General features: G+C 37.3%; 16 protein-coding genes and 1 pseudogene. 5 read left to right on the top strand and 12 right to left on the bottom strand.

What is annotated here, in order from left to right:
- The first annotated feature begins 17 nt into the window (after positions 1–17).
- Both H5161_RS17910 and H5161_RS17905 read left to right on the top strand, forming a co-directional pair.
- Positions 18–1,472, top strand: coding sequence for an ATP-binding protein (locus tag H5161_RS17910; RefSeq protein ID WP_182769795.1), 1,455 nt, complete (start codon positions 18–20; stop codon positions 1,470–1,472).
- Positions 1,469–1,918, top strand: coding sequence for a response regulator (locus H5161_RS17905; RefSeq protein WP_024596059.1), 450 nt, complete (start codon positions 1,469–1,471; stop codon positions 1,916–1,918). Before H5161_RS17910 ends, H5161_RS17905 begins: the two co-directional genes overlap by 4 nt.
- Before the next feature lie 146 nt (positions 1,919–2,064).
- Here the strand turns inward: H5161_RS17905 and H5161_RS17900 are convergent, their stop codons facing one another.
- The 6 genes from H5161_RS17900 to nirB all read right to left on the bottom strand — a co-directional run bounded on the left by H5161_RS17900 (position 2,065) and on the right by nirB (position 10,640).
- A complete protein-coding gene (locus H5161_RS17900) occupies positions 2,065–3,789 on the bottom strand; it encodes a GGDEF domain-containing response regulator (RefSeq protein WP_182769794.1) in 1,725 nt (574 codons plus the stop codon).
- Positions 3,790–3,847: 58 nt separating this feature from the next.
- Positions 3,848–5,041 carry an ATP-binding protein gene (locus H5161_RS17895; RefSeq protein WP_182769793.1) on the bottom strand — a complete coding sequence of 398 codons (1,194 nt, stop codon included), beginning with the start codon at positions 5,039–5,041 and terminating at the stop codon, positions 3,848–3,850.
- 275 nt (positions 5,042–5,316) lie between these two features.
- Entirely contained in the window at positions 5,317–6,579 is a 1,263-nt protein-coding gene (locus tag H5161_RS17890; protein WP_024606321.1) for a nitrate- and nitrite sensing domain-containing protein, read from the bottom strand.
- A gap of 274 nt (positions 6,580–6,853) precedes the next feature.
- Positions 6,854–7,717, bottom strand: a complete 864-nt coding sequence (gene cobA, locus H5161_RS17885; RefSeq protein WP_182755643.1) for a uroporphyrinogen-III C-methyltransferase — start codon at positions 7,715–7,717, stop codon at positions 6,854–6,856.
- 9 nt (positions 7,718–7,726) lie between these two features.
- Positions 7,727–8,080 (bottom strand): nitrite reductase small subunit NirD, encoded by a 354-nt coding sequence (gene nirD, locus H5161_RS17880; RefSeq protein ID WP_182693842.1) that lies wholly within the window; start codon positions 8,078–8,080, stop codon positions 7,727–7,729.
- A complete protein-coding gene (gene nirB / locus H5161_RS17875; RefSeq protein WP_182769792.1) occupies positions 8,067–10,640 on the bottom strand; it encodes a nitrite reductase large subunit NirB in 2,574 nt (857 codons plus the stop codon). The genes nirD and nirB overlap by 14 nt, the downstream gene beginning before the upstream one ends.
- 394 nt (positions 10,641–11,034) lie before the next feature.
- Between nirB and H5161_RS20210 the strand changes: the two genes are divergently transcribed.
- Entirely contained in the window at positions 11,035–11,265 is a 231-nt protein-coding gene (locus H5161_RS20210) for a hypothetical protein (protein WP_259398716.1), read from the top strand.
- A gap of 33 nt (positions 11,266–11,298) precedes the next feature.
- On the opposite strand, the gene H5161_RS17860 is transcribed toward H5161_RS20210, so the two are convergent.
- The 3 genes from H5161_RS17860 to H5161_RS20205 all read right to left on the bottom strand — a co-directional run bounded on the left by H5161_RS17860 (position 11,299) and on the right by H5161_RS20205 (position 14,291).
- Entirely contained in the window at positions 11,299–12,150 is an 852-nt protein-coding gene (locus H5161_RS17860) for a universal stress protein (protein ID WP_024596346.1), read from the bottom strand.
- A 10-nt stretch (positions 12,151–12,160) separates the two neighbouring features.
- The gene (locus H5161_RS17855) at positions 12,161–13,651 is read right to left on the bottom strand and encodes a SulP family inorganic anion transporter (protein ID WP_182711647.1); all 1,491 of its coding nucleotides are present in this window, start codon (positions 13,649–13,651) and stop codon (positions 12,161–12,163) included.
- Between the two features lie 271 nt (positions 13,652–13,922).
- On the bottom strand, positions 13,923–14,291 hold the full coding sequence (locus tag H5161_RS20205) for an NrtR DNA-binding winged helix domain-containing protein (protein WP_310735994.1): 369 nt from the start codon (positions 14,289–14,291) through the stop codon (positions 13,923–13,925).
- A gap of 216 nt (positions 14,292–14,507) precedes the next feature.
- Here H5161_RS20205 and H5161_RS17845 point away from each other — a divergent pair, with 216 nt between their 5' ends.
- On the top strand, positions 14,508–14,813 hold the full coding sequence (locus tag H5161_RS17845; protein ID WP_253947683.1) for a carbohydrate binding domain-containing protein: 306 nt from the start codon (positions 14,508–14,510) through the stop codon (positions 14,811–14,813).
- Positions 14,814–14,997: 184 nt separating this feature from the next.
- On the opposite strand, the gene H5161_RS17840 is transcribed toward H5161_RS17845, so the two are convergent.
- The gene (locus tag H5161_RS17840) at positions 14,998–15,951 is read right to left on the bottom strand and encodes an MBL fold metallo-hydrolase (protein WP_182769791.1); all 954 of its coding nucleotides are present in this window, start codon (positions 15,949–15,951) and stop codon (positions 14,998–15,000) included.
- A 278-nt stretch (positions 15,952–16,229) separates the two neighbouring features.
- Positions 16,230–16,562, bottom strand: coding sequence for a DoxX family protein (locus H5161_RS17835; protein WP_240915869.1), 333 nt, complete (start codon positions 16,560–16,562; stop codon positions 16,230–16,232).
- A 164-nt stretch (positions 16,563–16,726) separates the two neighbouring features.
- On the opposite strand from H5161_RS17835, the gene H5161_RS17830 reads away from it, so the two are divergent.
- On the top strand, positions 16,727–17,614 hold the full coding sequence (locus tag H5161_RS17830; protein WP_182747865.1) for a LysR family transcriptional regulator: 888 nt from the start codon (positions 16,727–16,729) through the stop codon (positions 17,612–17,614).
- A gap of 21 nt (positions 17,615–17,635) precedes the next feature.
- On the opposite strand, the pseudogene H5161_RS17825 reads toward H5161_RS17830, so the two are convergent.
- Positions 17,636–17,779 (bottom strand): annotated as a pseudogene (locus H5161_RS17825) (transaldolase family protein); the annotation flags it as partial.

The following is a 17,779-nucleotide window of genomic DNA, read 5'->3' as shown; positions in this document are numbered from 1 at the left end:
TAAAATAGGTGTCGTATATGAATATCTCCAGAAAACTGATGCTTATTGTGATTTTAACAGCTGCAGAGGTAAGTATTACTGTTTACTCAGCTTTTGAAATAGCTAAAGGGGCCAAGTTTCACCAACTTAATTTTCTTCACTTAAAATATACTCATCAACTTACTAAGTCAGTTAAAAAAATAGAAAATGATCTCCCCATAGATATAAATACCATTGAGTCAGATATATTGTTAATTAGGCAGCAACCAATTGACTGTATTGAAGAAATAAATCCATTAAATTATGCTGTTATGAAATTTATTAACACAGAGCAAACTTTAACAATTTGTGAAAAAGATATAGAAATTGCGGATAAAACACTACTGTCAGTTACTCAGTATGAAAAAGGTGAGCTCAGTAGAGCTGATTTTTTACTAAACCTTAATGTTGCACTTGTCAGCTTTAACAAACACTCTGAGATGTTTGAAGAACCAATCAGAAAAACAGTATCGTTTATACTAATGACGTTAATTCCACTTGTTATCGTCATATCTTTTTTTAATATTATTTTTATAAGTTACCTTTCTCGTACTATATCCAGCTCTATTCGAAATCTTACCCTGCTCTTATCAAGTAAACCCGAAAGCAATATTAACCTAGATGATGAGCTTGATATAAAAACGTCGGGTGAATTAAAAGCACTCGTTATCGCGGCCAGGCAGCGGATTAAAAATGATCTTTTAAATATTGAAAACAGTATTGAACTCAAAGAGATTATAAATAGCCAAACAGCCTCCCTGCAGCAAGCAAATGACGAACTTGCACAGTTTGCTTATCAAGCTTCTCATGACCTGAAATCACCGTTGTCAGGGGCTAAATCCCTAGCGCATTTTGTTATTGAAGATATAAAAGCAGGAGATACTGAAGAGGCAAGTCGAAATGCATTGGTTATCTATCAACAAATGGAAAAGTTAGAGACACTTGTTGTTGATATTTTACTATTAGCTAAAGCTGAAATTGGTAGTGAAGATAGAGATGTAATTGATTTTAATCAGTTGATTATTGATATGAAAGAGCGACTCACTTGGCTTATGAAAGACAACCCTTGTAAGCTCGAGACAACAATTAATCTATCAGTACCTATAAAGTCAGAAAAAGCGCGTTTTTCTCAAATTATTGAAAACTTAATTTCAAACGGGTTGAAGTATTACGACAGAAATAAAGACTCCCCTTATGTCCGCTGTGATATTTTCAATGAGCAAGAGACGTTTTTTATTACTGTTACAGATAACGGAATGGGAATACCACAAAAGCATCAAGGTGAAGTGTTTGATATGTTTAAGCGATTTCATGCACAGACGAGTACGGGCTCTGGTTTAGGGATGGCGTTGGTTAAAAAACATATTGAGTACTTAAACGGTGAAATATCACTGCAAAGCTCTGATAAAGGCACAACATTTAAAATAGTAATACCATTGGATAAGCTAATATGACAAAAATTAAACCCCCTATATTAATTGTCGATGACAACGAAGTTGACCGGTATATTCTTAAAAGGCTAATAAAAGAAGCCAAGTTAGATCTTACAATTTTTGAAAAAAAAGATGGTCAAGAAGCATTAGAATTTTTAGAAAATTATGAATCTAATAGAATAAAGTACCCTGATGGATTTCCTCCAATTCTTATATTTTTAGACATTAATATGCCAAAAGTTAATGGCATTCAATTTTTAGAGAAGTTCTCTAAACTCAGAAAAATGATAGAGATAAGCTCGTGTGTAGTTATGATGTTTAGCTCATCTGAAAGAGAAGAAGAAAAAAAGATTATAATGTCACACGACTTTGTAAAAGGTTACCTTGTAAAAGGAAGTTTTCAGGCAGCAGAGTTAAAAGAAAAAGTCATGGCTGTTATTGGTCAGCATTTAGATAAATACAGCTGATGTGCATGTATTTTAAGTTTTAACCTATTAGGCTGTGCCAATTGAAGAGCCTTTAGTTTGAGTATGTGGCTCAAATCAAAGGTTTTTAGCTTAAAGTTATATAGGTGTCTGATTTAAGCTTCAATTTTACAGAGGCTCAAAATAACCTATTTATTTAAAGATGATTTTTTACAATAGTCATCGAGTATCAAGTTAATCTCGTTTGCAGGCATAGGTTTTGAAAATAGAAAACCTTGCAAGTAGTCTATGTTTAGTTTTTTACATAGCTGATGTTGGGCTTTCGTTTCGATTCCTTCAGCTACCACAAAAAAATCTAATTTTTTTAGCATTAAAGATAAACTCTCGATTATTTTTAATCGCTTATTATTTTCTCCATCCAACGACTGCATGCTTTTGTCTAATTTTACTATATCAATAGGGTAAGATATTAGATGAGATATGGATGAGTACCCCATACCAAAATCGTCCAAAGCAATCCTAAATCCCTTGTTAGACAAAGAAGTTAATATCTCAATCACTTCTTTACTATTTTCCATAAAAGCTGTTTCTGTTATTTCAAGAATAATACTGTTGGTTTTTAAGTTGTATGTTTTGACTGTCTCTAATAAATAGCTCTCTAAAATCTCTTTTTGTAGCTGAATAGGTGAAATATTGATAGATAGTGTTAAGGGAGTTTCATAGCTTTGCTGCCATAAAGATAACTGCTCTAAAGCGCTCGCAATTATCCATTTTCCTAGGGGTTTTATTAAGCGACATTCTTCAGCAATAGGAATAAATTCATCAGGAGTATAATGAATGGTTGTACCTGGCCAACGGATAAGGGCTTCGACACCTGTCATTATTTGTGTTTTTGAGCAATAAACAGGTTGATAAAATAGCCTAAAGTTTTTTTCCTCTATATGCTCTTTTATACTATTTTGAATATCTACTCGGCGACTAAATTCGTACTGATATTGCTCTTTGTAAAAGCTAATTCTACTTTTACCACTTTGCTTTGAGCGATACATTGCAATGTCAGCACATTTTAGCAGTTCATGAGATTCAGTAGCATCATTTGGGTATATGGCACTTCCAATGCTAACACTGCAATTTAAAGTTCTGCCTTCATGCAAAAAGGGTTTAGACACTTCAGCTAGTATTCTATTTGCTATCATACCTATTTGATTAATATTGCAAATTCCACCTATTATAACTGCAAATTCATCGCCTCCTAAGCGTGCAAATCCTTCATTTTGTCTCAGGCAACTATGAATCCTTTCTACTGTTTGTATTAAAATTTCGTCGCCGACACTATGGCCAAGCGTATCATTAATATTTTTGAAGTTATCTAAATCTAAAGCAAGTAACGCCACGCAGTTTTTAGCACGTTTATTGTTAGCTATCATTACTTTTAGTATTTCTTCAAAATGATATCGATTAGACAAACCAGTAAGCTGATCCCGTTCTGCCATATGCTTTACAGCAAGATAACTGTTGTGCATACGTTGTTCTGCCTCGAAGCGTTTTTTGGCATATATAAGCGCTTTATTTAAACTATCCCTCGTTATATCACCTTTTGGTAAAAAGTCTTGAGCGCCTGCTTCTATACACTCAATAGCCAAAGCTGAGTTCTCTGAGGAGCTAATCATGATAATTGCGGTGTTACCGAGTTTAGGCTTTGCACGCATTTCAATTAGCATTTCAATGCCATCTTCTTTAGGCATATTATAATCGAGTAGTATTATATCAAAGTGCGTGTCTTCAATGACTTTCAAGCCCTCGGATACGCACGTTACTTCGGTAATGTCATGATGATGAGAGCCATCAGAAATAAGCATTTTTTTAATTAATTTGCGATCAACTAAGTCATCATCAACAATTAAAATATTCATAAGTTCCTTCTAAGAGCAGCATCTACATGATGCTCGTTTATAATTGATAATTTCATAGTTAAACTTTGGGCCAAAAAATAGTGAATGTACTGCCGAGTTCCCCATCGGAGGCTACTTCAATTTTGCCCCCATAATTAATAATGAGCTTATTGGCAATACAGAGTCCGATGCCGCTCCCTTCAACATCATCTCGAGATTGCAATGTCTGAAATAACTTAAATATGAGTGAAAAATATTTAGGGTTAATTCCTGGACCATTATCTTTTATTTCAATAATGTAATATTGATTAGAGGGGATAAGTGAAATGTCGATAACCGAGTGCTCTTTATTGTTATGTTTTATTGCATTACTAATAAGATTTTGAAAAACAGTTTTAAAAGGGATCAGTGGTATATCGAGTACTTCGTTATTGGCGTGTATATCAACAGTGACAGCTTGTGGAACTTCTAAAATTTGTTCTATATCTTGGTAAAGACTTTCTAAAGATATGTTTGCACGAGTTGAATCACAGCTATTTATTCTCGAGTAGCTTAGTAAATCTTCTAGGAGTACTTGCATTCTATTAGCTCTGCTGAACACAAGCTGAAAATTTTCTAGGTGCTCTTGAGGGAGTAAATCTTTGCAATCATCATAAACCCATTCTAATAAACGTTTTATAGCATTTAATGGTGACTTGAGATCGTGTGAAGCAATACTGGTAAATTCATCAAGTTCATCGCTCATTTTTTGTAATTTTTTAATTAAGCGATCTTTTTCAGTTTCGTCTTTTTTGTTTTGCTCGCAAATTGTTGAGTTATACTTAGCACTGTTTATTTTATCTAATAAGTTTTTACGTTGGACTAACTGATTTACAAAGTTTTTTTGTAAACTATTTAAAATTGATTTTTCTTTTTCTGTAAGTAGTGAATCACTTGCTCGCTCGAATATCAACCATCCAAACTTAAGGTTTGAGGGCATTATAATAGGCGATATAACTCTAAATATTTTAAGGTCATGCTCAATAATCGATTCATTAAAAATATCATCAGCTAGTTGCTCTTTAGCTACTGCTATTTCTGAACCTGATTTATATAGCTCGACAGCACGTTGAGGCTGATTAGCAACAATAGAAAATGAGCTCGCATCAAAAATGTTTAAAATTAGCTCAGCAATGTTTTTTATGTTTGTTTGAATGTCATTATCAAGAGAAGTTGTTAATTGCTGCTCATCTATTAATGATACACCTTCTATATAACTCTCTACATTGGGCATTCAAACTCCTACAACAGTATTAAATATGCCTCATTAAAATGAGATGCAACAAATGATTAACTTATTGTAGTTGATTATTTTGAATGCGTTGAATAATTTGCATTATAAATAGACCTCAAATTAGGGTTTTACCTTATTATAGTCAGCAGGTTATGAATCAATTTTAAAATAAGGCAAAACTCAATATGGGTGTGAAATTTGTAACTTAATAAATAACTATTATTTAGGGTAGTGGTATTACTAAAGATCAACATGCCCAAGTAAAAACAGCATATTTAATCGCTCATTTGTACAATTGTTTGCGCTACGCTAAATAAGGTTTTATGCGTATCCATTGCTTGTTTTTGTAGCTGTTTATGGGCTTGCTCTTCGGTGAGCTTTAACTGCTCAATAAGTATGTACTTGGCTTGGTGAATTACCTTTTGCTCACTAATAACTTTTTTAGCGTCAAGTAACGCTTGGTTTATTTGTTTTATATGCTGGCTTTGCTCGATAATTAAATCATACATAGTTTTATTACTGTTGAGCTTATCGGCCGCTATATTTTGGTTTACTTCTGGCTCTGGTTGCTTAATGGCTAATTGGCCAAAAGTAGGGGCTATGTGTTGCTCTGCCATATTGTTAAGTACTTGCTTATTTGTATTTAAACTACGTTGAGCACAGGCTATTTGCATTGCTGCGGTATCAATTAATTGATCTGCTATATTTTGTTCAATTTTGTGCATTATATCTATGCGCGTAGTGGTTACTTCGTACCATACTTCGCTTAGTTGCGAGAGCGGTTGAGCATTCTCGTCATCGAGTTTTTGCAGTAAACTTCTAAGTTGCTCTACCTGATTATTAACCTGATGTGTTGTTAGTGTGGCAAAGCATTTTAAAAGGTGCGCATCGGCGTACTCATTAAAAAAGTCAAAGCTGTGGTTTTGCTCTTGTTCAAAATGCGCGAGTTGTTGTTTTTGCTCAGTGGTAAATTTACTCGCTGCAAATGCTTGTGCACCACAGGCGCGCTCTTGTCCTGCGTACTCTTTACCTTGCATAAAATTGAAAAATGCGACTAACAAACGCGTTATTTTAGGATCGCTTGCGCCATCTGCTGCCTCTAAAATAATATTGAGTAAACTAGCAATTAACTGAGTGAATGACTGCGTAGCATGCACTGCACTAATGTTTTGTTGTGCTATTTGATTGCGTAGTTCGGGCAATGCGTCAAGTGTTTGCAGGCTATAGGTAATTAAATTAAATAACCGAGTATGACCAGTATCGGCGTTGTCGTTTATAAATGTTTGTTTAAGAGAATCATAAAATGCAGTTTGTGCGCTGCTGCTTAAAGGGATTTGTTCTTGTAATTGGGTTTTAAATCGCTCGCGATTTGAGGCCAAAAAGATATTACTCATTGCACGTTCTTTTTGTAACTGATGTACAAAATCGCCTAACTTAGTAAGCGAGGCACAACTGTTTTGTAATTGCTTTAGCGCGTGTATTTCTTGATACTTAGCCGCTAATAAAAACTGTTTTGTGAGAGGGTTGCTTGTCGCCATTGGTATTATTCCACACTTTTTTGTTTTTAAAGTGCAACCACTGTTCCAATCATTAATAAATTTCATCATTGAATTTAAAATCAAGCTAATACAATTGCTTAAAGTATTATTTTTATTTGTCACTGTGTTTCTATAATTTAACTTGCCATTACTTTTAACTTATTTGGTGCATTTAAGTATGTTATTGCACACAACTTGAACCCAAATTAAAAACAAAAAAAGCGCCTACTCCTGGGGAGGTAGTAAGCGCGAAAAGTGCATTATTCATTTTACGTCATGCGTTAACATTTACACTGTTTAGTAACTCAGGACTAATAGCCATTTTATGATTTATTACTTCACCAATCATAATTAGGGTAGGGCCTTGAAGGTTGTGTTTAGCATGCTCATTTACAATCAGTTCAAGCGTACTGGTAATTACTTTTTGCTTAGTAGTAGTGGCATTCTCTATTAGTGCGATGGGTGTATTACTTGGCCAGCCCACTGATTGCAAACCGCAGCTTAGCGTTTGTAAGCGCGAAAGCCCCATATAAACCACTAAAGTGGGGTTGTTGTTTGCAGGCATAAACGCGTAATTTTGCCAATGAGGTTGCTTGTTAGGATCGGCAAACTGCGCTGTTAAAAATGTAACACTACGCGCTACATCGCGTGCTGTTAGCGGAATACCTGTATAAGCAGAAGTAGCACAAGCCGTTGTTACACCCGGAACAATCGCAAAATTAATATTATGCTCACTAAGCGCATCGGCTTCTTCGTTAATACGTGCAAATATACTCGGATCGCCGCCTTTTAAACGCACTACGTTTAAGCCTTGTTGTGCGTATTTAACCAGTAGTTCGCAAATGTTAGCTTGGGTCATCGAATGTTTACCCGCACGTTTACCTACAAATACTCGCTGTGCTTTTTTAGGAAGCGTTTTTAATAAATCATCGCTTACTAACCAATCGTATAAAACAACATCGGCGGTATTAATTAAACGCTGCGCTTTTACTGTAATTAGCTCTGCGTCTCCTGGGCCCGCACCAATTATATAAACGTTGCCGCTTTTGACGCTGCGACTATTTGAGCTTGTTAGCTTAGTAACAAGCTTATTTAGCCACACGTTTTCAATACCCGAAAAATAAGACAGTACACTCATACTATTCCCCTAAGCCACTGCTGTTGTAACTTTTGGTTCAGCGCTTATAAATACACTGCCGTCTTCAATTTTTGCATTAAAAACCGGTAGGTGTATTGCTTCTGCTTCTAAACATTCGCCTGTTTCTAGGCAAAAGTGTTGCTTATATAAAGGCGATGCGACAACTAATTTATTGTCGACTGAGCCAATAATGCCACGCGACAATACATTGGCTTTGCCAATCGGGTCGTAGTTGCTAATGGCAAACACAGCCGTTGGATTTTGTGGAATGTAAAAAATAGCCACTTGCTGATTATTAACTAATGCGCATACGCCGCTATTAGCCACTAGGTTGTCGATTGTTCCAATATTATGCCAAGACATCAGCTTGCTCCTGTTCAACTTCCATTACTGGAATACGGTTTTGTGTATTACGTTGCTCACGTTTTTCGGCTTCTGTAGCAGGGCGAATTTGGTTACGCTCTTGCACAAACAAAATGTTGTCGTCGGTTTCGGGGCTATTAACAAACTGGCGGAATCGTTTGGCAGCATCTGGGCTTTCAATCGCTTTTTTCCATTCACACGCATAGGTTTGTGTAATTAATTCCATTTGCGCTTCTAGCTCGTCGCAAATGCCTAAGCTGTCGTCAATTACTACGCTTTTAAGGTAGTCTAAACCGCCTTCAAGGTTTTCCATCCATACCGACGTACGCTGCAATTTGTCAGCCGTTTTAATGTAAAACATAATTACGCGGTCAATGTATTTAATTAGTGTTGGCGTGTCTAAATCGGTCGCAAATAAATCAGCATGGCGAGGGCGCATACCGCCATTACCACACACGTATAAGTTCCAGCCATTTTCGGTGGCTATAATGCCAATATCTTTACTTTGTGCTTCGGCGCATTCGCGGGTACAACCCGATACCGCCATTTTAAATTTATGCGGTGCGCGTAACCCTTTGTAGCGGTTTTCAATTTCTATTGCGTGTCCAACGCTATCTTGCACACCATAACGACACCACGTACTACCCACACACGATTTAACAGTTCTCAGAGACTTACCATAGGCATGACCAGTCTCAAATCCGGCTTCTATAAGTCGCTCCCAAATAACAGGAAGCTCTTCTAAACGCGCACCAAATAAATCGATACGCTGACCACCAGTGACTTTGCAGTACAGGTTAAAGTCTTTGGCTACTTGTCCAATTACAATGAGTTTGTCGGGTGTTATTTCGCCGCCAGCAATACGCGGTACCACAGAGTACGAACCATCTTTTTGCATATTTGCTAGGTACGTATCGTTAGTGTCTTGCAAACCAACATGAGCGGGCTCTAAAATAAAGTCGTTCCATGTTGAGGCTAAAATAGAGCCAATGGCAGGTTTACATATTTCACAGCCATGACCGCTGCCGTGTTTAGTTAGTAAGTCATCAAACGTTTTAATGCTTTCTACTTTTACCATGTGCAATAGTTCTTGGCGTGAATACGCAAAGTGCTCACATACATGGTTGATAACTTCAACACCACGACTTGCTAATTCGTTATCAACAACTGATTTTAGTAACGCAGCACAACCGCCACAGCCGCTTGCTGCTTTAGTGCATGATTTTACCGAGGCTAAATCGCATGAGCCGCCATCAATTGCACCTACGATGTCGCCTTTACTCACATTGTGACACGAACAAATAGTGGCGGTGTCGGGTAGGGCACTGCCAGATAACGACGCCGCGCCGCCGCTATCTGGTAAAATTAAACACTCAGGGTTTTCTGGTAAGTCCATGTCGTTAAGCATGTACTGCAATAAAGTATCGTAGTCGCTGGTATCGCCAACTAGTACAGCGCCCAGTAATTTATCGCCTTTTTCACTTAGTATGATTTTTTTATAACAGCCGCGAATAGCGTCTTGGTATATAAGCTCTTTACAGTCAGGCGTTTTTGCATGAGCGTCGCCAATTGAGCCTACTTCTACGCCTAACAACTTAAGTTTAGTGCTCATGTCGGCACCTAAAAACTCAAGCTCGCCACCACTTAATTGGCTCGCTGCAACGCGCGCCATGTTGTAACCCGGTGCGACTAAGCCAAATAGTTTTTTGTCCCACAGGGCGCATTCCCCAATGGCTAAAATATCAGGATCAGATGTTTGGCATTGGTTATTAATAATAATACCGCCGCGCTCACCGAGTTCTAAATCAGCAATTTTGCCGAGTTGGTCATACGGGCGAATACCAGCAGAAAACAAAATTAGGTCTGTTTCTAAAAATGACTCATCCGAAAAATTTAATCTAAAGCGACTGGTTTCGCCTTTTACTATTTCACTGGTTGCCTTTGATGTGTGTACCGTTACGCCAAGTTCTTCTATTTTATTTTTTAGAAGCGTACCGCCTTGTCCATCAAGCTGAACAGCCATAAGCTGCGGTGCAAATTCAACTACGTGGGTATCAAGTCCTAGTTGCTTAATCGCATTTGCGGCTTCAAGCCCTAACAAACCACCACCAATAACAACACCACTTTTACTTACAGCGGCACTGGCTTTTATTTGTTCTAAATCTTCTAATGTGCGATACACCAAACAATGGGGTTGGTCGTTACCTTTTATAGGCGGCACAAATGGGAACGAACCTGTCGCGAGTACAAGTTTGTCGTACGGGTATTGCTCACCCGTTAATGTGGTCACTATTTTTGCTGATCTATCAATGTCTTCAACCCACTGGCTGGTATGCACATTAATATTAAGTTGTTTGTAGTTGTCGTGAGTTGTTAGTGCTAAATCGGCGGCTGTTTTGCCATCAAATACACTTGATAAGTACACGCGATCGTATGCAAGATTTGCTTCTCCGCAAAGTACCGTAATGTCTGCGTTGGCATCGCTTTGGCGCATTTGCTCAACAAAGTGGTGTCCGACCATACCATTACCAATAATGAGTATTTTTTGCGAGGTTTGCATATGGCATTCCTTAAAGTGACGGTTTAAATACAAATAACAAAAAAGCCCGCCACAAATACGCATTAAGCATAATTGTGTGCGGGCTTCTTTGCCGATGGTTGCTAATAGCTATAGTGCCAACAACCTAAATTTTTGCCGTAAATAAAACTGGCTTGTTAATAGAGTGTTTGCAAAAACATAGCCAGTTTTTTAAGTTGTTGTTTAAATAGTGTTTAATGTTTTTTTAGAGTGAATAAAAAACCCGTTTTGACATATGTTGGTGCGCGTCTGGCACTAAGAGGGTGCAAGTAGTGTCATTGTTTTGTGCATTATCAGTCAATAAAACACCCATTATCATTCATTGAGTATTGGGTTAAATTTAGCCCATAAAATACGCACACGAATTACAAGCAAAATGATAAACACAAACTCAATAGATACTTCCCCTTTTCACGAAGGCGAGCTGGCAATACAAGACAAACTCGGTAAACGAGAAATAATGGAAACATTTAGCAAACGTGGCGTGCGCTCATTTTTGCCAGAGCAGCATAGAAAGTTTGTGGCTCAAAAGGTTACGTCGTTTATTCAGTTTTTATTTGAAAAGTTTGAAGCTAAGCCAAAAACAAAAAAGCCTAAAATCAGTTAAGTGATTTAGGCTTTTTGGTGCAGGTTATTAAATTTATTTTAAAATAACCACAGGCACATCGCTGTTCTCGAGCATTTTAATGGTGTTACTGCCCACAAAAAACTGCCTTAGTTTAGAGTGCCCAAATGCACCCATTACAATTAGTTCTACATTATTTTGTTCTTTATATTGCATTAACGAGTCGAAAATATTGCCCTCTAAAAAGCTTGCCGACACTTCGAAGTCCATACTGATAAGCTTGTGCTGTGCATTAACAAATTTTTCTTCAAGGTCTTTTTCGTTGTTTTTAATACTCACTAAATGACAATGCAAACCATGTAACAAGCCGCCATCAATAACTTGTTGTAGCGCTTTGTCGGCTGTTTCGCGGCCGTCATACGCAATCATAAATGATTTAGGTTGTTTAAATGTTTCAGGAATAAGCAAAATAGGTTGTGTTGCATTACGCACTAAGGTTTCTATATGTGAGCCCAGCACCGCAAAGCTATTACTATGTCCAGCACCATTTTGGCCAATAACAATAAGGCGTGTATCGTCTTTTAAGTCTATAACGGTATCGAGCAAATCACCGTGGCGCTTAATTAGTTCAAAATTAGTAACACCTGCCGATTTAGCATGCTCACTTACTGAATTTAATAATTCGTCAGCCATTTTTAAACTTACTTTGCAGCGTTGTTCGTCAAGCTTAGTCATTTCATCAAGAAGTGTTGACTGTGCACCAAGCCCAATACTACCAGAGTAGTCGCCGATATTAGTTTGCTGCGTTTTTTCAATTGTATGCACAAAGCTAATTGGTTTATTTAGCTTTTTTGAAGCCCAAATAGCAGCATCGGTTACATTTTTAGTAATGGCTGAGCCATCTACATAGGTAATTATTTTAGTCATTGCATTCTCCTTAATGTCCGCCAAGTAGTTTTTCGACTTCTTCAGGGTTGTTATGCACACCAAATTTATCAATTACAGTTTCGGTTGCGCTATTCATACCAATAATACTAACCGTTGCGCCTTCACGCCTAAATTTAATAACCACCTTGTCGAGTGACGATACACCAGTTATATCCCAAAAATGTGCATGGGTTAAATCAATTACCACGTTAGAAACCGCATTTTTAAAATCGAACGATGCAATAAATTGCTCAGCTGAGGCAAAAAATACTTGGCCAACGACTTCATAGGTTATTTTATCGTTGCTTTCATCATGCTTGGTTTTAACCACCATAAAGCGACCAATTTTATTGGCAAAAAACAACGTAGCTAACAACACACCAACTAAAACGCCAATGGCTAGGTTATGCGTGGCAACAACCACAATAACGGTGGAAATCATCACAACATTTGATGAAAGCGGGTTCTTTCTTAAATCCTTAACAGATGTCCACGAAAACGTACCAATCGATACCATAATCATTACCGCAACTAATGCTGCCATAGGAATTAAACGCAGCCACTCATCTAAAAACACCACCATGATGATTAAAAATAAACCTGCAATAAAGGTAGAAAGCCTGCCGCGACCGCCCGATTTAACATTAATAATTGATTGCCCAATCATAGCGCAACCCGCCATACCACCAAATAAGCCTGCGCCAATATTAGCAATACCTTGGCCCTTACATTCTTTATTACGATCGCTCGTTGTATCAGTTAAGTCATCAACAATAGTGGCGGTCATCATTGACTCAAGTAAGCCCACAACAGCAAGACCAATTGAATACGGTAATACAATTTGCAGTGTTTCGAGTGTTAGCGGTACATCGGGCCATAAAAATATAGGTAGAGTGTCTGGCAGTTCGCCCATGTCGCCAACGGTTCTTATATCAAGACCCAAAAATATTGAAATCAGTGTAATAACAACAATACACACTAAAGGAGAGGGAAGTATTTTGCCAATAGTTGGAATATACGGAAATAAGTAAATAATACCTAAGCCCGCTGCGGTCATCGCATAAACATGCCAAGTAACATTAGTCAGCTCAGGTAACTGCGCCATAAATATTAAAATCGCCAGCGCGTTTACAAACCCTGTTACAACAGAGCGCGATACAAAGCGCATTAATTCACCGAGCTTTAAAAAGCCTGCAAATATTTGTAGTACACCAGTAAGTAAGGTGGCAACCAGTAAGTATTCCAAACCATGGTCTTTAACTAGCGTCACCATTAACAGTGCCATTGCACCGGTGGCCGCCGATATCATGCCAGGACGTCCGCCTACAAAGGCAATAATAACCGCAATACAAAATGAGGCGTATAAACCTACTTTTGGATCAACACCGGCAATAATAGAAAAGGCAATCGCTTCAGGTATTAGGGCAAGCGCCACAACAATACCAGCAAGCACATCGCCACGAACATTAGAGAGCCAATCTCTTTTTACGTGATCAAACATGTAATAAACCTAATTAGTTAGTTTCCCAAAGTATAGGGGAGTATTTTATTTAAATAACAGTGATTCTCGCGCAGGCGGCGATTAAGGTTGCACGTAACGTGCTGATGAAAAAGGGGAGTGGTTGCCTAGGGCGGCGTAAGTTTCAAGAAAAAAGCTCCTTTTGATTAGTTTATATTAATAATGCGGACGAATTATAAACATCACGTATATATTAGCAATATGTTATTTGGCCTTAAAGACCAAACATTAATTTAATTATGCATTTGCTTATTTAAAACTCAAATGTAAAACCAAACTCTCTTAGTTTTTCGTATACGTTTATATCAAAACGGTACAAAGTAGCAGCTCGGTGAGCTACGTTGATTTGTTTTTCTTTGCAGTTTATTAGTAAGTTTATTTTTTGGAACTTACGTCTAAAGTTAGGCTTATCGAGTGATTTATTTAAAATCGACTCGTAAATTCCTTGTAGCTCAAGCAAGGTAAACTTTTCAGGGAGCAGGCTAAAACCAATCGGCTCGTGCCTTACTTTATAGCGTAAGTAATCTAAGCCACTTTTCAAAATGTCGGCGTGGTCAAACATTAAAGGGGGAACGTTATTTACATCAAACCATTCACATTCTAAAGCATTGTCGCCGCTCACAAGATTGGTTTCTTCAAAGCGTACGAGCGAATAGTAAACAATGGTTATAATACGTCTAGCAGGGTAGCGGTCAACGTTACCAAACGCACCTAACTGATCTAAATAAAGGTTTTCAACACCGGTCGTACTTTTAACAACACACAGAGCTGCTAACTAATGGTGACTTTGAAGCCGGTCTTGATTCATGGCAATCACGAGGCAGTGCTACTATTTCACTTGAAACAACCCAAGCTCACAGCGGGCAAAACCTATAATGTATCTGCGTGGGTTAAGTTATCTGACGATAACACAGCGGTATCGCCAGGAATTAAACTTACACTGCAAATTGAGCATGCGAGCACTGAATACCTCGAGCTAACCACTGTTACAAACGTAGTTGCAGGCGATTGGGTAAAGCTTTCGGGCACTTATACCCATTCAATAACAACCGAGGAAAGTGCGGCTTTACTTTATGTGGAGTCAAACGAACTGACTGCTGATTTTCATGCAGACGACGTATCGGTCATTTTGGTAGAACAATAAACCAAACTAAAAGTAATTAACCCCACATTTGATAGTCTGTATTTTTATACAGACTATCAAATGTGGGGTTTCATAAAAAGAAGTGCACTATGCTTTTATATTAGTAATGAGTATCGCTTTAAAGCGACATATACCGTCATTATAAATACATTAGCACGATAACGCCGGTGCGTGAAAAGCTATATTAGTTTGACTCAAATGACGAAAGTTTCTTTTGAACGTTATTTCGCAATACATCGTCTATGTACTCATTAAATGCCTTATTACCGGTTATCACGGGGTTTCGTTGATCAGATTTACGATTTTTTAATGTATTAATTTGATTAATTAGATCATGTGAAAACGGGTGGTTTGAGATACTTCCATCAACATCGTTTTTGTTTGCAATTTTTTGAAAATAATTTAAAGAGTGCAAATAAGTTTGATTTGCTTCTTTAGTATCCGGTAAACCGGTACCTCCCCAAAGTGCAACTGTATGAGGTATGCCATTATCTGTAACAGGTATTATCAAAGACAACCCACCAGGCGTATGTCCTGGTGTAGCAAGTACAGTTAAATTAGTTTTACCTAAACTTATTTTTTCGCCATCGATAACTTGGGTGTAAGTGCTAGGTAATGGTATTTCGGTAGAAAAGTTACCGAAAGGATCAGTTAATACAGGTGTATTTGGATTATGGATGTAGTCCCACTCATTTTTTCTCATTAAAATTTTAGCGCCATAATGTGATTCAAAGTAGTGAGCGCCGCCATAATGGTCGCTGTGGCCGTGAGTAACTATTACGTATTTAATATCTTCAGGATTTAAGCCTAACTCTTTTAGTCCAGGAACAATCACATGTTTGGCATCGTGCGGGGTCCACATGGTATCGATTAAAATAATGCCCTCAGTTGTAGTGATAACAAAAGTGCCTACGCTGATATATCCTACAAAATAAAGGTTATCAAATAGCTGAGTGGGTTCAACAACAGTGGTATTGAACAAATCACTAGAGGTTAGCGAGGAAGGTAATTTATTTAATCTAGTACTTATTTTATCTTCACTCAATTTTGTAATATTACCGTTATTTGATGTTGTGCAGCCGCTCAGTAAGTAAGTTATTACTGTAATCGAGAAAATGCCTAAAAATGTTTTTTTCATATTTTACACCTTAGTTAATTAGGCATATTAAAAGCCCAAGTAATAAACTTTAGTACGCCGTTTATTTAATTATTAAATACAGGGTATGAACTCAAAATTAAAATTTAATGGATAAAACAACCTTAGCCTTTGTTTGTTTAGAGATCGAGTTTGTTATCTTTATCCTAAATGAGAGATGCGAAAGCATTAGTCATTTTGTAAAAGAGGGTTTGAATAACGATAGAAGCGAATATATCGTTATTCATTGTATTTAAAATAGCTCTAGGTTACTTACTATCCTAGGCGTTTATATCATTGACTCGGTTAATTATGATATTAATTAAAAAAGCACATAAAATAACGGCAGGTATTGCATTGGCAACACTGTCGTAAACTACATGAAAAAATGTTGCACCAGCCATAATAACTAACAAACCACTTGCAGCTATAATGCTTAGTTTTTTTATCCAAATAGCAACAGCACCTGCAAGTTCACTTGCACCAATAAAATAGCCAAACCAAGCAGGTAAACCCATGAGTGCAAAAGATAAGTGCATTTGCTCAACTCCTGCTAGTTTTGCAGAGCCTGCAGCTATAAAGGCAAGTGTTGTTAATCCTAGTGATGTATACATAAAAATTCTTTTTACTTTTGTGCTCATGTTATTCCCAACTTTAATAAGAGTGATTTAAGCAGATGCTTAGCTTTTGACGTTAGAATAATCACAGCTCTTATTAATTAATATTGAATGTTTTTTTATAAGATATAAACTTTAGCTTTACATGTTTGGCGTAAATTATGAAATTAGAACAGCTTAGTATGTTTGTTACTGTTGCTCAGGTTGGATCATTGAGTGAAGCAAGTGCTCTTTTACACAAAACTCAACCAGCTATAAGCCAAGGTATTAAGCAACTAGAAAATACCCTTAACTTTGCCTTATTTAGTCGTAATGGTTATCGGTTAGAGCTTACCAGTGCAGGAAAAACTATGTTTCATAAGGCTATGAAATTGCTAGATGATGCAGCACAACTTAAACAAGTTGCACACCACATAGCACAGGGGAACGAGGTAAGTATAACGATTGCAATTGAAGCATCATTTAATTTAAAAGGTATTTTACCATTACTAAAAAATATGCAAAATCAGTTCCCTGAAACTCAAATAATAATCAGGCAAGAGTACATAACAGGTGCAATTGAAGCCTTACTTGATGGCTGTGCCGATCTGTGTATAACACCAACAATGGAATTTTCTGCACAAGAAGAGAAAATTGAAAAGCATTTGTTAAATAGCGGCTCATTAATCAATGTAGCTTCCCCTTTGTTGTTAAAGCGAAATCCAAACCTAAGGCAAGCCACTGATTTGTTGAACGAATACCAAATAATTGTGCAGGACTCAGGCACTGGTTCAAAAAACATAGAGTGGGGTGTACAGCAAGGTCAGCGACGATGGTATGTAAATGACTTTCCAACTAAAAAAATGCTTATCGAAAGTGCAATGGGTTGGGGCAAATTACCAGGTTATTTAGCTGATGAAGGTATTGCAAATAATACTCTGAAAATGCTGTCACTTAGTGATGTGCAAAATATAACGCCTCTAAAATATTACATTATTAAGAAAAGGGGAGAAGTGTTGGGACCTGTAGGAGAGGCCGTGTGGGAGCAATTTAAAAACTATCAGATATAACAATCTTATATATGTGAAAAACTTATTTAAGTGTTTATATTGAGGTAATTTTGCAGCTTGTAAAATTAACGAAGGATTGGTTGTTGCATCAACCGGTTGTAGGGCTTTGATTGACTCTACATCGCCACTGTCGGCAACGACCGTGGTTACTTTTTTGAGTTGTTC

It is taken from the genome of Pseudoalteromonas sp. SG43-5 (assembly GCF_014164345.1).
GTDB lineage: Bacteria > Pseudomonadota > Gammaproteobacteria > Enterobacterales > Alteromonadaceae > Pseudoalteromonas > Pseudoalteromonas distincta.
Note: the sequence above shows the minus strand (reverse complement) of the source record. Positions and strands in the feature narration are given on the sequence as shown.

Excerpts from the sequence above, each read along its gene's own strand:
- H5161_RS17910 (WP_182769795.1), top strand. The coding sequence starts at position 18 with ATGAATATCTCCAGAAAACTGATGCTTATTGTGATTTTAACAGCTGCA.
- H5161_RS17905 (WP_024596059.1), top strand. The coding sequence starts at position 1,469 with ATGACAAAAATTAAACCCCCTATATTAATTGTCGATGACAACGAAGTT.
- H5161_RS17900 (WP_182769794.1), bottom strand. The coding sequence starts at position 3,789 with ATGAATATTTTAATTGTTGATGATGACTTAGTTGATCGCAAATTAATT.
- H5161_RS17895 (WP_182769793.1), bottom strand. The coding sequence starts at position 5,041 with ATGCCCAATGTAGAGAGTTATATAGAAGGTGTATCATTAATAGATGAG.
- H5161_RS17890 (WP_024606321.1), bottom strand. The coding sequence starts at position 6,579 with ATGGCGACAAGCAACCCTCTCACAAAACAGTTTTTATTAGCGGCTAAG.
- cobA (WP_182755643.1), bottom strand. The coding sequence starts at position 7,717 with ATGAGTGTACTGTCTTATTTTTCGGGTATTGAAAACGTGTGGCTAAAT.
- nirD (WP_182693842.1), bottom strand. The coding sequence starts at position 8,080 with ATGTCTTGGCATAATATTGGAACAATCGACAACCTAGTGGCTAATAGC.
- nirB (WP_182769792.1), bottom strand. The coding sequence starts at position 10,640 with ATGCAAACCTCGCAAAAAATACTCATTATTGGTAATGGTATGGTCGGA.
- H5161_RS20210 (WP_259398716.1), top strand. The coding sequence starts at position 11,035 with ATGATAAACACAAACTCAATAGATACTTCCCCTTTTCACGAAGGCGAG.
- H5161_RS17860 (WP_024596346.1), bottom strand. The coding sequence starts at position 12,150 with ATGACTAAAATAATTACCTATGTAGATGGCTCAGCCATTACTAAAAAT.
- H5161_RS17855 (WP_182711647.1), bottom strand. The coding sequence starts at position 13,651 with ATGTTTGATCACGTAAAAAGAGATTGGCTCTCTAATGTTCGTGGCGAT.
- H5161_RS17840 (WP_182769791.1), bottom strand. The coding sequence starts at position 15,951 with ATGAAAAAAACATTTTTAGGCATTTTCTCGATTACAGTAATAACTTAC.
- H5161_RS17835 (WP_240915869.1), bottom strand. The coding sequence starts at position 16,562 with ATGTATACATCACTAGGATTAACAACACTTGCCTTTATAGCTGCAGGC.
- H5161_RS17830 (WP_182747865.1), top strand. The coding sequence starts at position 16,727 with ATGAAATTAGAACAGCTTAGTATGTTTGTTACTGTTGCTCAGGTTGGA.